Source organism: Polynucleobacter antarcticus (genome assembly GCF_013307245.1).
Lineage (GTDB): Bacteria > Pseudomonadota > Gammaproteobacteria > Burkholderiales > Burkholderiaceae > Polynucleobacter > Polynucleobacter antarcticus.
Genome location: NZ_CP028941.1, coordinates 706,690 through 721,299, shown reverse-complemented (window position 1 = coordinate 721,299; position 14,610 = coordinate 706,690). Strand labels below are relative to the sequence as shown.

General features: G+C 45.6%; 15 protein-coding genes. 10 read left to right on the top strand and 5 right to left on the bottom strand.

Translation table 11 applies throughout. The features are described 5' to 3' along the window. Positions 1 to 4: 4 nt before the first annotated feature. From DCO16_RS03685 to DCO16_RS03670, 4 genes are read right to left on the bottom strand one after another with little or no spacing between them, the layout of a single operon-like run. Positions 5 to 220, bottom strand: coding sequence for a hypothetical protein (locus tag DCO16_RS03685; protein WP_173942404.1), 216 nt, complete (start codon positions 218 to 220; stop codon positions 5 to 7). Between the two features lie 57 nt (positions 221 to 277). Further along, positions 278 to 823: an isochorismatase family protein gene (locus DCO16_RS03680; RefSeq protein WP_173942403.1), complete on the bottom strand. Its 546-nt coding sequence runs from the start codon at positions 821 to 823 to the stop codon at positions 278 to 280. An 11-nt stretch (positions 824 to 834) separates the two neighbouring features. Continuing rightward, positions 835 to 1,083 (bottom strand): GNAT family N-acetyltransferase, encoded by a 249-nt coding sequence (locus tag DCO16_RS11365; protein WP_367652077.1) that lies wholly within the window; start codon positions 1,081 to 1,083, stop codon positions 835 to 837. Further along, positions 1,076 to 1,372: a hypothetical protein gene (locus DCO16_RS03670; protein WP_173942402.1), complete on the bottom strand. Its 297-nt coding sequence runs from the start codon at positions 1,370 to 1,372 to the stop codon at positions 1,076 to 1,078. Before DCO16_RS03670 ends, DCO16_RS11365 begins: the two co-directional genes overlap by 8 nt. An 83-nt stretch (positions 1,373 to 1,455) precedes the next feature. Here DCO16_RS03670 and DCO16_RS03665 point away from each other — a divergent pair, with 83 nt between their 5' ends. The 9 genes from DCO16_RS03665 to DCO16_RS03625 all read left to right on the top strand — a co-directional run bounded on the left by DCO16_RS03665 (position 1,456) and on the right by DCO16_RS03625 (position 10,831). Beyond that, complete coding sequence (locus DCO16_RS03665) at positions 1,456 to 2,229, top strand: sulfite exporter TauE/SafE family protein (protein ID WP_173942401.1); 774 nt, start codon at positions 1,456 to 1,458, stop codon at positions 2,227 to 2,229. Between the two features lie 19 nt (positions 2,230 to 2,248). After that, positions 2,249 to 2,581, top strand: a complete 333-nt coding sequence (locus DCO16_RS03660) for a hypothetical protein (protein ID WP_254598093.1) — start codon at positions 2,249 to 2,251, stop codon at positions 2,579 to 2,581. Between the two features lie 29 nt (positions 2,582 to 2,610). Continuing rightward, on the top strand, positions 2,611 to 3,426 hold the full coding sequence (locus DCO16_RS03655; protein ID WP_173942400.1) for a peptidylprolyl isomerase: 816 nt from the start codon (positions 2,611 to 2,613) through the stop codon (positions 3,424 to 3,426). A gap of 96 nt (positions 3,427 to 3,522) precedes the next feature. After that, positions 3,523 to 4,101 (top strand): phasin family protein, encoded by a 579-nt coding sequence (locus tag DCO16_RS03650; RefSeq protein ID WP_173942399.1) that lies wholly within the window; start codon positions 3,523 to 3,525, stop codon positions 4,099 to 4,101. 223 nt (positions 4,102 to 4,324) lie between these two features. Continuing rightward, positions 4,325 to 5,620: a TolC family protein gene (locus tag DCO16_RS03645; protein WP_173942398.1), complete on the top strand. Its 1,296-nt coding sequence runs from the start codon at positions 4,325 to 4,327 to the stop codon at positions 5,618 to 5,620. Further along, positions 5,617 to 6,963 (top strand): efflux RND transporter periplasmic adaptor subunit, encoded by a 1,347-nt coding sequence (locus tag DCO16_RS03640; RefSeq protein ID WP_173942397.1) that lies wholly within the window; start codon positions 5,617 to 5,619, stop codon positions 6,961 to 6,963. Before DCO16_RS03645 ends, DCO16_RS03640 begins: the two co-directional genes overlap by 4 nt. Before the next feature lie 5 nt (positions 6,964 to 6,968). Further along, on the top strand, positions 6,969 to 10,064 hold the full coding sequence (locus tag DCO16_RS03635) for an efflux RND transporter permease subunit (protein ID WP_173942396.1): 3,096 nt from the start codon (positions 6,969 to 6,971) through the stop codon (positions 10,062 to 10,064). Then, positions 10,061 to 10,378, top strand: coding sequence for a P-II family nitrogen regulator (locus tag DCO16_RS03630; protein WP_173942395.1), 318 nt, complete (start codon positions 10,061 to 10,063; stop codon positions 10,376 to 10,378). The genes DCO16_RS03635 and DCO16_RS03630 overlap by 4 nt, the downstream gene beginning before the upstream one ends. Positions 10,379 to 10,432: 54 nt before the next feature. Next, on the top strand, positions 10,433 to 10,831 hold the full coding sequence (locus DCO16_RS03625; protein ID WP_173942394.1) for a VOC family protein: 399 nt from the start codon (positions 10,433 to 10,435) through the stop codon (positions 10,829 to 10,831). A 27-nt stretch (positions 10,832 to 10,858) separates the two neighbouring features. Here DCO16_RS03625 and DCO16_RS03620 read toward each other — a convergent pair whose 3' ends face one another. Next, positions 10,859 to 11,560 carry a haloacid dehalogenase type II gene (locus tag DCO16_RS03620; protein WP_173942393.1) on the bottom strand — a complete coding sequence of 234 codons (702 nt, stop codon included), beginning with the start codon at positions 11,558 to 11,560 and terminating at the stop codon, positions 10,859 to 10,861. Between the two features lie 114 nt (positions 11,561 to 11,674). Between DCO16_RS03620 and DCO16_RS03615 the strand changes: the two genes are divergently transcribed. Beyond that, entirely contained in the window at positions 11,675 to 14,608 is a 2,934-nt protein-coding gene (locus tag DCO16_RS03615) for an FAD-binding and (Fe-S)-binding domain-containing protein (RefSeq protein WP_217426693.1), read from the top strand. Positions 14,609 to 14,610: the final 2 nt, after the last annotated feature.

Sequence of the window (14,610 nt, the reverse complement as noted above, 5' to 3'; positions counted from 1 at the left end):
TAAATTAATGCGCTTCTTCATCCTCATCTTCTGAGGTAATACTCATCAGGATCGTGGCTAAGAGTCCATAGACAACTTCGGTGGCAATCATGCCATCTTCATCGAGCTCATCCATCAGATCATTCAAACAATCTTCCGTTGGCTCATTTAAGAGGGTCATAGCGCATTCGCACCCATAGTCAAAATCTTCATCGTTTTGCGTTTGAGTATCGTTTGTCATATTGATCCTTTAAGAGTGATTCTGCAGAATAGCAAATAAAACCGCACTAGCCCAGCGCTATTCTTTTATGAGATTCAAAATTTCTTTAAAAGCAGGATGCTGGGCAGATTTTAGCCATTCAAACGCAAGCATTTCTGCAGTAATGAGTCTCGCACCAGCAGACTTGAGTCGGTCCAATGCTATTTGCTTATCTGATGCTCGGCGCGAGCCTACTGCATCAACCACAATCGAGACATCATATGTTTTTTCTAAGAGTGTGAGCACGGTTTGCATTAAGCACACATGGGTTTCACAACCCATCACAATTAATTGATGGCGCTTCGCTGGCAGCGCTTCAATCAGACCATCTTTGCACGCATTGAAGTGTTCTTTGACAACAGTTTTGTCACAATACACTTTAATAGACGGTAGATTACTGCCAATACTTTGGGGGCTTTGCTCAGTAGCAATTATTGGAATCTGTAATAGTTGGGCAATCTTGGCAGTACGGATGCATTGACGTAATACCTCCTCACTTTGATCGATCGCCGGCATTAAGCGTTCTTGTACATCAATCAGAAGTAGGGTTGAGGTTTCTGAATCAATCACGAGTGAGGTTTGCATAGTATTGGTTCTCATAATAGGATGCTAACTGTCTTAAAGTCAGGAGAGGCTTCTAGTTTCGGTTGTTGGATCTCAAACCCGAGATCAACAACAAGTTGCAACATCTTAGTGTTGCTATGTAAGACATATCCCAACATTTTTTTTAAGCCATTTTCTTTTGCAGATCGTATCAGAGACTGCATCAAATGGGTGCCGATTCCTTGGTGAGTGTAGTCATCACTGACGCTAAGTGAAAACTCACAAGTATGCTCACTAGGCAGACTGACATAACGTGCAATGCCAATGATTTCTTCTGACAGTATTTTTTGTTTGAATGACGGCGACTAAGGCGAGCTCATTTTTGTAGTCTAAATGCAGAATATCTTCTAAAAAGTCATCAGGCAGTTGAGAAACGGCATGGGCAAATCTTAAATAGCGACTATGGGGGGAGAGGTGATTAAACAGCCCAATCATTCGATCCCTATCATCAGGCTGAATAGGTCGAATATCATAGCCAACACTATTACCTATGGGGTTCATTTTGTCTGGGTAAGCTGCTGCTCTTGCCATAAAACGCTCATTTCATACTGAGGGATAACCTAGGATAGCCTGTTTATGTGACCAGATACTATATGTTGACCTTAAAATGAATCATGATTTCTTTAGTCCAGGCATTTCACGAGCACTCAACCCTCTTTTTTGTGCTTGCTACCCTCAGCGTCATTATTGTTGGTATCTCCAAGAGTGGCTTTGGTGCTGGCCTTGGAGCGCTCTCTCTTCCTTTGATGGCAAGTCAAAGCAGTATTGCTGAAGCTTTAGCCATTTTGTTGCCATTATTAATTGCGATTGATTTGGTGAGTTTGCGGAGATTTTTAAAAAATGCTGATTGGACCATCTTAAAACTGGTCATACCTTCGGCAGCACTGGGAATGCTTTTAGGCTTCCTGTTCTTTGCAGCCATTACTCCTAAAATACTGTCCCTCTCGATTGGCATCTTTACCTTGTTATTCTTGACACAAAATGTTGTCATGTCGCGTCTAAAAAATAAAAAAGCTAAACCTTATCCTTGGCTGGGAGGGTTAATGGGGGGCATATCAGGTTTCACCTCCTTTGTAGCGCATATTGGGGGACCCCCGATTACAATATATATGCTTCGAAAGAAAGTCTCACCCATTGTTTATACCTCCACGCTAGGAATATTTTTCACAACAATCAATTTTGGGAAGATTGTTCCCTATGCATATTTAGACTTACTCAATTTAAGTCAACTGGCTACTTCCATTTTGTTGCTACCGTTAGTACCTGTTGGCGTTTATTTGGGCTTTTATTTGGCCGATAGAATTTCCGCCAAATGGTATTACATCGTGGTTCAATTCTTTCTACTGGTGGCTAGCATTAAATTGATTGCGGATGGATTACTGGCTTAGGTATATATTAAGACGTGTGATGATAAAAATTAAACAACCCTCGTATCGCTTTCAGTGCTTTCAGTACTTTCTAATACTTACCTTAGGCCTGCTCTTTGCGCATACTGGACAAGGGCAAACTTTTTCCCCATATACGCCAGAGCAGTTGAAACAACTCAATAGTCAGCCGCTTTCTCCAATGGAGAGTCCCTTAGGCCCAGTAGATCCCAATACTATTCCGGGCAATCCACAGCAGCCTTCACCCCTCGATGCGCGTTATGTGCAAAAACCTGCTGGTGAAGCACAAGCTGAAGGGCAGGAGATGGAGTCTGCTGCACCATTTGAGCCAATGCCAGCAACATTCAAGTTTTAATATTCCTTTTTTAGAGAAAAGAGTCATCGATGTCATTTCCGAAATTATTTCTTCAGCTATTCCTACTTTCTTCGGTATTAGTAGGCACTGCCTTTGCTCAGGGTACTTTACCTTTGACTGCTGCAGCCTCTGTAAACGGGTTCATTATTTCCAATGACACGGTAGAGATGGGAATACAAGCGGCGATAGCTCAAGGTCAAGCAGATTCTCCCGACTTACGAAAAGCAGTATTGGGCAAGCTGATTGAAATTTCCCTCTTATCTCAGCAGGCCGACAGAGATGGCCTGGCTGATTCAGAGAGAGCGAATCGCCAACTTGCACTCATTCGTCAAAACTATTTAGCAGATTTACAGATCAAAACTTTTATTGCCAATAATCCGGTAAGCGATGCTGATCTTCAAGCAGAGTATCAGCGTGAAATTGCTTCTTTGGGGCCACAAGGCATGATTGTGGAATACAAGGTGAGTGATATTGCAGTGGCGACTATTACTGATGCACAAGCTGCCCTAGCCAGAATCAAAAAAGGGGAGTCCTTTGATAAGGTGGCTAAGAGTGTGTCATTGGCACCCAATAAAGTACAGGGTGGTGCAGTGGGCTGGGTTCAGGCTGGGCAAACCTTGCCGCAGATTGCTGCTGTTATGACTACGCTCGCCAAAGGACAGGTGTCACCGGCGCCGATCCAGATGCCACAAGGCTGGTATTTAATTAAGCTAGAAGACAAAAAAACGAGTCCGCCACCCACTTTTGAGCAAGCTAAGCCCGCCATTCGGAATGGCATGATGCAGAAAAAGCAGTTTGAATTTCTTTCCCAGCTTAGAAACAGTGCGACCATCGTTGTTCAGTAACCCAATTCTTCTCTCTTTCTAATGGTATTTCTCTATCTGAATATGATGAAATCAAGAGTAGATTAAATAGGCTATTCAAAAACTAAGGAGGTGGTAATGGGTAAAAATCCATTCAATGTTCAAGGGATGACGGATCAGGCCAAGGGAGCTAAAGCTGTCAAAGCTGCTAAAGCAGCGGGCGAGGCCACACTAACTAGTGCCCAGGCTATTGCTAAACTTAATCAAGCAACGGCCCAAGAGTTGACGGTGCGTCTGCATAATATAGTTACTGAGCTGACGAAAAACAAAGATCCTAAAGCTGCCTTCGAATATGCGCACGCGCAAGTATTACAAGATGCAGCAAAAGAAGTGGCTCAATATCAAGCGAAGTTATTTGAAGCTTTAGCAAGCGGTAATCAGGAATTAACAAAGATTGCTGAAACCATGATTAAAGAGTCGCAACATGATTTGATTCATTTTGTGAATGAAGCTACCCAGAATGCGCCGGCTGGAACTGAGCCTTACACCTCGATATTTAAAACTTCTTTTAACAGTACCCTGCAAAATTTTGAGATGATTCGTGCAGGAATGGCCGACTCTTTTGCTCATTTTGAAAAGAGCTTACAAAATATGGGTGATTACTCAGGCATCCAAAAAGAGGGCAGTGCAGCTAAAAAGAGCGCTACCAAGAAATAGGGCCGCTTTTAGCATGCAGCTTTTTTCGTTTAGGGATCGGTTGGGCTGAGCTTAAGTTAGACTTAAGCGGTCCCGAAGGCATTGGATTGGTGATGTTTTGCCCCAATATGCGTAATGTCTCACTAAAACTGAACTGCCATCCCTTAATTGGGGAGCTTCTAGCCCCTTAAAGGTAGTAGAGTAGTGGATTACAAGATGATCTTGAAATCCAAAAACTGCTGTAATGAATCCTTCGAAATTAGTGAATATTGTTGCTGTTGGCATGTGGAGCTTAGTAGCCTTAGCAGGCTTATTTAGTTCAGTAGGCGCAGTAAATGCACAGGAAAAAAAAGCATTTACGGTGAATGAATTAATTGCCCTTGCACTGGAGTCTAACCCCCAGATCCTGGCAGCCAGAGATCAATCCAGAGCAGTCAAAGGCCAACTATCTTCTGCGCGCGCTATTCCGAATCCGGAATTTGAAATCAATTCTGGTCAGCAAAGATCTGCTTCTGGACCGCTGACTACTGGCAATGTATCTTCATGGGCGGTGACGCAGCCTCTCGATATGCCCTATACGCGTTTTCCCAGAGTCAACGCTGCGGAGGCAAGTCTGCGCGGGGCTGAAGCAGCGCGCATCGCATTTGAAATTGAAACGATTTCTAGAGTGCAGCAACGCTACTTTGAATTGATGCGTCGAGATGCAGAATTAAAAGCCGCTGAAGCCGATTATGATTTGACTAAGCAAATTCGGGATCGGATGCAAATACGTTACGACGTGGGTGAGACAGCACGCTTTGAGCTCATTCGTTCTCAAACAGAATTTCTGAATGCGCAAATTAATTCAGAATCGAGCAAACTCAGAGTCGATCAGGCTAAAGCTCAATTGCGACAGGCCGTAGGGCATCGTTTGCCTGCTAATTTTGAAGTGGTCTCACAGTCTTTTAAGGCTGAGGTTTTACCTCCCCTCCCTACTTTGCTGGGTGAGTTGCAATCGCAAAGTCCAGAGTTACAGCGCGCCAAAGCAGAAGTAGAGGCTAGTGAATCGAGGTTGAGTTTTGCTCAAAATGCCCGTCTGCCTAAACTGGCATTTAAGGCGCAGCAATACAATGACCCGAATTTCACCGACCGGCTGTATGGCTTAGTAGTTAGCATCCCCATTTGGGATTTTAAGGGCGGGCAAATTGATGAGGCCGCAGCCAATCTTTCTAAAGCAAAAAATCAGCTCAATGCCCAAAGCCAAAGTCTAGAGCAGCAAATGGAAACCGCCTACAAGCTCTATCAAATCACTAGTTACCAAGTCAAAATTTTGGATGAGGAAGTGGTTCAACTGGCAGCAAGTGCACGGCAGATTGCAGAAGTGTCGTATCGCTATGGTGAGCGTGGGATGTTGGAGTATTTAGATGCCCAAAGAACATTTAGATTGGCGCGTAATGACTTAATCAGAGCGCGCTTTGATTTGGCTTCAGTGATGACTGAAATTGCGCGTTTAAGGGCAACCCCAGAGTGGGTTGCAAAAATAGAGAGTGGAAGGCAATGAAAAAAGAATTGATCTCCAGACTAGAAATAGCAAAGGGCTGGTATGCACCGTATCTGGCCAAAGCCCAAGTCTATGTAAAAGAATGGGTTGCCAGCACCATTAGTGCTCAAAATCATTTGTACACCCAGACGCATGAGTGGTTTACTGCGCATGTCCCTGTGATTGCTCGGCAATATGACCGTAGCCCTGCGTGGACTCAAAAAAGTCTGTTTTACCTGCCATGGTTTTGCCTGTTTCTGATTATCTTGAACTACTTCAATGTATTTGATCCTCGTCCAACTATTAAGTCAGTACAAGACCCCAATACCGTTTTAGTCAATGCAGATTTGCGTAATATGATTACGAACGGTCGTGCACAAGTAGCCTCGTTTTCTGAGGAGCTACGGGCATCAGGACGGGTTGATTTCAATGAACAATTTTTAGCGCGGATTGGTGCCAATGTCACAGGGCGCGTATCTGAGATCTTGGCCATTCCTGGGCAAATGGTAAAAAAAGGCGATATTTTAGCGAAGATTACTTCGACAGAGTTGACCCAATCACAACTCTCTTTCTTGAAAGCCAAGAGTGGCAGTCTACTGGCAGATCAAGCTGCTAACCGCGCCAGAATTCTGTATAAAGAAGACGTGATTGCGCTGGCGGAATTGCAAAGACGGGAAGCTGAAGCGAATAGTTCCAAAGCTGAGTACCTTGCGAGTAATGATCAATTGCGCGTGCAAGGAATGGATCAGGCCAGTATTGACCGCCTCGCAAAATCGGGCTTGATTGAATCTACGAATAACGTGATTGCCTCTATTCCTGGGGAAATTGTCGAAAGAAAAATTAATAAAGGCCAGGTAGTTCAGCCTGCTGAGGCACTGTTTACGGTTGCTGACCTGGGTTCTTTGTGGGCAATTTCAGAAATTCCGGAGAGTAATGCTTATCTGATTCGTAAGGGTCAGAAAGTAACTTTAGTCATTCCTGCTTTAAAAAATGCAGAAGTAGAAGGTCTGGTAGCGCACGTTGATTCGATCGTGAATCCCCAGACCCGTACGGTTGTTGTCAGAATGGAAGTGCCTAATAAAGAAGGGCAAATTAAACCTGGTATGTTAGCGACCATGCTGATTGAAAGTCAGCCCACGGAGAGATTATTGGTACCTGTGAGTGCAGTCATTCGTGAGGACAATCTGGATCACGTCTTTGTGCGTGAGGATGAAGATAGGTATCGTATGGTGGGCGTCAAACTCGGTCCAGAGGGTAAGGGCTATCGTCCTGTGATATCAGGGCTCAGCGATGGGCAAGAGATTGCCGTGAATGGCGCCTTTCATCTGAACACTGAACGTAAACGCCAACTTACCGCTAATTAATCAACATGATTGAGAAAATTGTCCGGCTCTCGCTGCAGCAGCGACTACTAGTAGTCATCATTTGTCTTGTACTCATGATTGCTGGCCTCTTGGCAACCAAGCGCCTTTCCGTCGATGCTTTTCCTGATGTGACGAACGTGCAAGTGCAAATAGCTTCGGAAGCGCCTGGGCGATCTCCGGAAGAGGTTGAACGGTTTGTGACGGTACCTATTGAGTTAGCAATGACAGGGTTGCCTGGCTTAACTGAAATGCGCTCACTCAATCGCAATGCGCTTTCTGTGATTACCTTAGTTTTTACTGAAAAAACAGATCTTTACTTTGCTAGGCAATTGGTTACCGAGCGTTTAATTGAAGTGTCCTCCAGAATGCCGGTAGGTATTACTCCGGTCTTAGCCCCGCCATCGACAGGTTTAGGGGAGATCTATCAGTACACCCTAGACCATCCCTCGGATGGTAAGCGGGAGCTGACGGTTGAGGAGCTGCAAGAGCGTCGCACCATTCAGGACTGGGTCGTGCGTCCGATGTTGCGCTCCATTTCTGGAGTGGCTGAGATTAATACGCAAGGTGGCTATGCTCGTGAGTATCAAGTATTAGTTAACCCAGAGAGACTGCGACACTACCAACTCAGCTTACGTGATGTGTACGAAGCTCTCGCTAGAAATAATGCTAACTCCGGTGGTGGACAGCTTCCCTCCTATGCAGAGCGTTACCTGATTCGCGGAGTGGGTTTAATTACCAAGCCCGAAGATATTGGAAAAATTATTCTGAAAGAAGTTAAGGGTATCCCGGTCTACGTCAGAAACGTAGCCGAAGTGACTATTAGTAATGAAATTCGGCAGGGCGCTGCTATTAAAAATGGCTATACCGAAAGTGTTGCCGGCATTATTCAGATGATCCGCGGCGGTAATGCACGCGAGGTAGTTAATCGCATCAAGCTAAAGGTAGAAGAGATTAACGAAGGCAAGCTTTTGCCAGATGGCTTACAGATTGTGCCGTTTTACGATCGTACTGATTTGGTCAATGCAGCCATGTTTAACGTTGCCAAGGTCTTGGTTGAAGGCGTGATTCTGGTCATCATCTTGCTCTTTCTATTTTTAGGGGATGTGCGCTCCTCCCTAATCGTGGTAGCTACTTTAATCTTGACGCCACTACTCACCTTTTTAGTGATGAACCGATATGGCATTTCCGCTAACTTGATGTCTTTAGGGGGTCTGGCGATCGCGATCGGCATTATGGTCGATGGCTCCGTCGTTGTAGTAGAAAATACCTTCGCGAAGTTGGGTCAAAAACTCAAATCTGGTGAATCGAAGAGCCGTATCATTTTAGAAGCGGCTACTGAAGTCGGTAAGCCAGTCCTCTTTGGTGTGGGCATCATCATTTTGGTATTTATGCCGCTCTTATCGCTAGAGGGTATGGAGGGCAAAATGTTTGCGCCGATGGCGATCACGATTGCCATTGCCTTAACGATTTCTTTGATCCTATCCTTTACCTTGTCTCCGGTTTTATGCTCCTACATTCTTAAGGGCGGTAGCGAAGATGATACAAAGATGGTTGCCCGTTTGCGTGCTCCGTATGAGCGTTGGTTGCACTGGAGTTTAGCGAACCCTAAGTTAGTAGTGAAGCGATCTTTAATAGCTTTGGCAGTGAGTATCGTGGGCTTTGTACTCCTCGGTAAAGCATTTATACCGGTGATGCAAGAAGGCTCTATTACGCCTGTGATTGTGCGGGCGCCGAACATTTCTTTAGATGAGTCTATTAAATTAGAGTTTGAAGCCATCAAGCGCATCATGACCATACCCGATGTGCAGATGGCAGTATCCCGCTTGGGTAAGGGCGAATCCCCTGCGGATCCTGGTCAGCCTAATGAATCCGATCCCATCGTGACACTCAAGCCCTTAGGGGATCGCAAGCTGAGTCAGGAAGAGATTGCCCAAGAGATTCGGGATAAGCTCAAAACACTCCCAGGTATCGAGTTATCGATTTCACAACCGATTGCAGCGCGCGTAGATGAAATGGTTTCTGGGGTGCGCTCACAAGTGGCGATTAAGATCTTTGGCGATGACATGGTAACTTTACAAAAGATCGGCGCTCAAATCAGTCAGATTCTGGTCAAGATGAAGGGCAGCAATGACTTGCGGATTGAGCAGGCCTCTGGCCAGAATTACCTCAACATCATTATTAATCGAGATGCGATCGCCCGTTACGGAATTAATGTTTCTGATGTCAATGAGGTGATTGAGACCGCGATTGGGGGCAAACAAGCGAGCATCGTCTATGAAGGGGAGAGACGCTTTCCACTGATGCTGCGCTATCCCGCAACCTACAGAGATAAAGTAGATGCGATTGAAAATATCATCTTGCATTCTCCCGAGGGTGCGCAAGTTTTGATGCGTGATTTAGCGGAGATTACATTAGTGGACGGCCCCGCACAGATTTCACGTGAATCTGGCAAACGACGTTTAGTGGTTGGTGTCAACGTAGAAGGCCGAGATTTAGGTGGTTTTGTATCGGAGGCACAGTCATTGATTGCTAAGAATGTCGAATTACCTCAGGGCTATACCCTGCAGTGGGGCGGTCAGTTTGAAAATATGGAGCGTGCAATGGCCCGCCTGATGGTCATTATTCCCCTCACAATCTTGGCAATCTACTTCTTACTCTTTATGCTGTTTAAGTCTTTAAGGTTAGCTGCCTTGATTATTTTGGTGCTCCCTTTTTCATCAATTGGTGGGGTATTCGGGCTATTCCTTGCTGGGGAGTATTTGTCCGTACCCGCAGCAGTCGGATTTATTAACCTCTGGGGTATTGCCGTACTCAATGGCGTGGTGCTGATCTCCTTCATTAAGCAATTGCGTGAGGATGGTTACACCATGGAAGATGCCTTACTGCATGGTTGTGGACATCGCTTTAGACCGGTGATGATGACTGCCTCTGTGGCAATGCTGGCCTTGGTACCCATGCTATTTTCTGGCGGCCCGGGGTCTGAGGTCACGCGCCCCCTTGCAGCGGTAGTGATTGCTGGCCTCGTGACTTCAACTGCGTTAACATTATTAGTACTCCCTGTCCTATACAGATGGTTTGAAGATAAAGAGGTGGAAGCATGATGGAAGTCAAGGCGGTAATCCGCCCCAATAAACTGCCGCTATTAAGAACGGCGCTGATGGAAATCCCAGGATTTCCTGGCATGACAGTGACTAAGGTAGAGGGCTGTAGTGCCCCTAATCGCACCAGTAAAGCAAATATTAAAGAAGAGTTAACGGATTACTCTGCGAAGGTGAAGATCGAAATCGTTTGCAATGATGAAGTCGCTCAGATCCTCATGGATCGGATTGTTGCCATTTGTCAGACTACCCAAATAGGCGATGGTGTAGTCTGGTGCACTGAAGTGCCTAAAGCATTTTTTATTGCTAAAAATTAGTCCATAAATAAAATAAAATAAAACAAAATAAAAAAACAAAACATAGAGAACACGATGAAAAATATCATTGACCGCGTTGATCACCTGGTACTAACAGTGACTGATATTGAGGTAACTACCCAGTGGTATGAAAAAGCCTTAGGATTTGAGCGCGAGTTTTTTAAAGGACCAGAGGGTCAGCCACGTCATGCTTTACTTTTTGGACAATCCAAAATCAATCTTCAAGACAAAGATACCGAGACTCCAACCAAAGCTAGAGTGCCCACCATTGGCTCGGGTGATTTTTGTTTGATTGCGTCTATTCCCTTAGATGACTTCATTGCGCACCTAAACCAGAATCAGATTGCGATTGATGTTGGCCCTGTTTCTAGGCGAGGTGCCTTAGGCCCGATTCGTTCCGTCTATTTGCGTGATCCAGATAGCAACCTAGTTGAGGTTGCAGAATACGTTTAACTCCAAAGTATTCAGTGATACTCGGAGTTAAGTACCCAACTGGTCTGCTAGATCGATAAAGTCTTTCGCATGGTAGTTAATGTAGGTCTCGACATGTAAATCTGTGCGGGTGACCTTGGCTCCAAACTCTAACGGCCTTTCTATAAAAGCAGTTTTTAAGCCGCACTCATATGCAGATGCCAAGTCATCTTTATGGGCTGCTACCAACATGACAGCCGAGGGCTCTATATCAAATATTTGTGCTACACCTAGATAGGTTTCTGGGTCTGGCTTGTAATGACGAAATACTTCTGCTGACAGAATTAAATCCCAAGGTAGGGCAGCATTTTTTGCCATATTGGCTAGTAAGCCCAAGTTGCCATTAGATAAAGTAACAAGCGTAAATTGTTTTTTTAATCGATTGAGGCCGGTTACTGTATCGGGCCAGGGATTGAGGCGATGCCACACTAGGTTGAGATGATGAATTTGGTTTTCAGAAAGCCCTTGGATATTGAAGTCATCTAAGACATCATTCAAAATTAGGCGATGCAGGTCATCAATCTTGGTCCAAGGTAAGGCCCCAGAGCGTACTTTAGCCATCGCTGGCCTATATCCCTGACGCCAGGCCGTGGCAAATGCATCCGGATTGACCTGCAAGCCTAAGCGAGTGACTTCGCTAGCGATTGAGCCATGCCAATCCACTACGGTGCCAAAGACATCAAATGCTAATACTGTCGGTAAGGTATTCATGGAAGCCATTCTTGCTTGTGAAGTCCTGTTTGTCAAACCGACCGAGTGAAAATCATCAGGAATGGTTAGAATAACCCGTGGCCCTTTGAGGGCAATTACATACAACAAGGATGAATGATGGGTGGCATTTCTCAATGGGAGCAGTTAAATGTCGAGCTGACAGCTGCCTTAGGTAGTTCAGTGCATTTTGATGTGGCTCATCAGGCAATTTACGCTTCAGAAGCATCCAATTACCGTCAAATTCCGATTGGAGTAGTAACGCCAAAAAATACTGAGGAGTTTGTTAAAGGTATTGAGATTTGCCATCGTAATAGGGCGCCGGTATTAATGCGCGGTGCAGGTACCTCTATGAATGGCCAAACTGTGAATAACGCAGTGGTCTTTGATATCTCCAAGTATTGCAATCACATTTTGGATTTAGATCCTGTCGCTGGTGCTGCAACAGTTGAGCCGGGTGTGATTTGTGATTCCTTACGCGATGCTGCTGAAGTCTATGGTTTAACTTTCGCTCCCGATCCCTCTACTCATAGTCGCTGCACCTTGGGTGGTATGGTGGCCAATAATTCTTGTGGTGCCCATTCTGTCATGGCGGGTAAGACACTCGAGAATACCGAGGCCTTAGAAATTTTGACCTATGACGGCGAGCGCTTTTGGGTAGGGCCTACCTCCGATCAAGAATTACAAGAGATTATTGCAGCAGGTGGTCGCAAAGGCCAAATCTATCAAGACTTGCTTACCTTGCGTGACCGTTATGCCGATCTGATTCGGGCGCGTTTTCCGAATATTAAGCGTCGTGTATCTGGTTACAACCTAGATCAGCTTTTACCCGAGCATGGCTTTAACGTGGCTCGCGCTTTAGTAGGAACGGAAGGCACGTGCGCGCTCACCTTGGCTGCAAAAGTCAGGCTAGTCAAAAGTCCACCTAAGCGGGTAGTGTTGGTATTGGGCTTTGAAGATATTTATATTGCAGGCGATGCCGTCCCGGAGTATCAGTCTTTTAACCCCATCGCTATTGAAGGCTTGGATTACAAGATCATTCGAGGCTTGCATCAACGCAACTTGGCTAAAGCAGAAATTGATTTATTGCCCGCAGGTAAAGCGTGGGTCATGGTTGAATTTGGTGACGATATCCTTGAAGGTGCTGTGGCTCAGGCAGAGCGGGCAGAACAGTATTTTAAATCAAGAACCAAGGGGCCTCAGCCATCAACATGGTTAGTGCCAGACCCCCAATTGCAAAAACGTATTTGGTCTATTCGTGAGAATGGTGCCTCAGCAACCCATCTCTCCGTTGATCCGAACACTCCAGACCCAGTCGTAGGCTGGGAGGATGCTGCGGTAGACCCTGCGCGTTTGGGTGATTATTTACGGGCGTTTCAGACATTGGTCGACTCTTACGGCTATGACACTTCTCTCTATGGGCATTTTGGTGATGGCTGTGTTCATGCACGCATCACTTTTAATCTGCGTACAGCAGAAGGGGTAGCGCACTTTAGATCATTCATTCGTGATGCAGCTACCTTAGTCGTGTCATTCGGAGGTTCCTTAACAGGCGAGCACGGCGATGGCCAGGCCCGAGCAGAATTCTTACCTATTATGTTTGGTGAAGAGTTGATGGGTGCTATGCATGAGTTCAAGCGGATTTGGGATCCTGAAAATAGACTCAATCCAGGAAAAGTAGTGCACCCCTATCGTGTGGATGAAAACTTGCGAATGGGTCCAGAATACAAAATAGTCAATATCAAGACACGCTTAAATTTCCTAAGCCAAGAAGGTAATGGATTTCAGAGAGCAGTAGAGCGTTGTGTTGGTATGGGTAAGTGCCGCAGTGAAAAAGTGGGGACGATGTGCCCGAGTTATCGCGCTACAAAAGAAGAGCGCTTTTCTACCCGCGGTCGTTCCAGACTCTTCTGGGAGATGTTGCAAGGCGAGGTCATTAAGGACGGCTGGGATAGTCAGGAACTCAAAGAGGCACTAGATACTTGCTTATCCTGTAAAGGCTGCAAGAGTGATTGCCCTGCCCACGTAGATATGGCGTCGTATAAAGCAGAATTTTTATCCCATTTTCATGAGAAACATGGCCGACCTCGTCAAGCCCTCACCATGGGCCGCATCGGTGATTGGGCGCCATTCGCTAGCAAAGTAAGTTGGTTGCTTAATGGCGTGATGCAAACACCTGTTTTATCCAGTATTGCTAAATGGTTAGGTGGCGTAGCGCAAGAGCGCAGCTTACCAAAATTTGCTAATCCTACTTTCTCCAAGCAATTTCAGAAACGTCAACAAGCTCATCCTCTGGCCAAGTCTCAGGGTATTGAGCAAAAAAAAGTGATCTTATGGGTAGATACTTTCTGTGAGCACTTTCATCCAGAAGTCGCCAATGCAGCAGTGGAAGTGCTAGCGCATGCTGGCTTTGAAGCAACCTTACCCAAGACACCTTTATGTTGTGGCCGGCCTTTATATGACTTTGGCTATCTAGATCTTGCTAAACAAAAGCTTGAGAAAATCCTTGACGCGATTGGCGATCAAATCGATGCAGGTGATGATTCACCGATTGCAGTGGTCGGTCTGGAGCCTGGATGTATGTCAGTATTCAAAGATGAGCTTTTAAAGTTTTTCCCGGATGATCCTAGGGCGCAGTTGCTTTCAGAGAGTAGCTATTTATTGGGAGACTTTTTGCATGAGCAGGGCTATACACCGCCGCCATTAGATTGCACAGTCTTAGTCCATTCTCATTGCCATCAAAAGTCTTTATTTGGTACAAAGGGCGATGTCGCTTTATTAACTGCCTTGGGTGCAAAAGCCAATTACATTGATAGTGGTTGCTGTGGCATGGCAGGATCTTTTGGCTTTAATCCTGAGCATATTGAGATATCTAAAGCCGTTGGTGAATTAGTGTTGCTGCCAGCAGTGCGTGCCGCGCAAGAGGACACGATCATTCTGAGCAATGGCTTTAGTTGCCGTGAGCAAATTGAGCAAGAGACTGGTCGCAAGGTAAAGCATTTGGCCGAACTCTTGCAGATGGCTCATCAAGCGAATGATGCTCGGCACTAGAA

What these genes read in the sequence shown, in the direction of transcription:
- DCO16_RS03685 (WP_173942404.1), bottom strand. Translation starts at nt 220, where the DNA reads ATGACAAACGATACTCAAACGCAAAACGATGAAGATTTTGACTATGGG.
- DCO16_RS03680 (WP_173942403.1), bottom strand. Translation starts at nt 823, where the DNA reads ATGCAAACCTCACTCGTGATTGATTCAGAAACCTCAACCCTACTTCTG.
- DCO16_RS03670 (WP_173942402.1), bottom strand. Translation starts at nt 1,372, where the DNA reads ATGGCAAGAGCAGCAGCTTACCCAGACAAAATGAACCCCATAGGTAAT.
- DCO16_RS03665 (WP_173942401.1), top strand. Translation starts at nt 1,456, where the DNA reads ATGATTTCTTTAGTCCAGGCATTTCACGAGCACTCAACCCTCTTTTTT.
- DCO16_RS03660 (WP_254598093.1), top strand. Translation starts at nt 2,249, where the DNA reads ATGATAAAAATTAAACAACCCTCGTATCGCTTTCAGTGCTTTCAGTAC.
- DCO16_RS03655 (WP_173942400.1), top strand. Translation starts at nt 2,611, where the DNA reads ATGTCATTTCCGAAATTATTTCTTCAGCTATTCCTACTTTCTTCGGTA.
- DCO16_RS03650 (WP_173942399.1), top strand. Translation starts at nt 3,523, where the DNA reads ATGGGTAAAAATCCATTCAATGTTCAAGGGATGACGGATCAGGCCAAG.
- DCO16_RS03645 (WP_173942398.1), top strand. Translation starts at nt 4,325, where the DNA reads ATGAATCCTTCGAAATTAGTGAATATTGTTGCTGTTGGCATGTGGAGC.
- DCO16_RS03640 (WP_173942397.1), top strand. Translation starts at nt 5,617, where the DNA reads ATGAAAAAAGAATTGATCTCCAGACTAGAAATAGCAAAGGGCTGGTAT.
- DCO16_RS03635 (WP_173942396.1), top strand. Translation starts at nt 6,969, where the DNA reads ATGATTGAGAAAATTGTCCGGCTCTCGCTGCAGCAGCGACTACTAGTA.
- DCO16_RS03630 (WP_173942395.1), top strand. Translation starts at nt 10,061, where the DNA reads ATGATGGAAGTCAAGGCGGTAATCCGCCCCAATAAACTGCCGCTATTA.
- DCO16_RS03625 (WP_173942394.1), top strand. Translation starts at nt 10,433, where the DNA reads ATGAAAAATATCATTGACCGCGTTGATCACCTGGTACTAACAGTGACT.
- DCO16_RS03620 (WP_173942393.1), bottom strand. Translation starts at nt 11,560, where the DNA reads ATGAATACCTTACCGACAGTATTAGCATTTGATGTCTTTGGCACCGTA.
- DCO16_RS03615 (WP_217426693.1), top strand. Translation starts at nt 11,675, where the DNA reads ATGATGGGTGGCATTTCTCAATGGGAGCAGTTAAATGTCGAGCTGACA.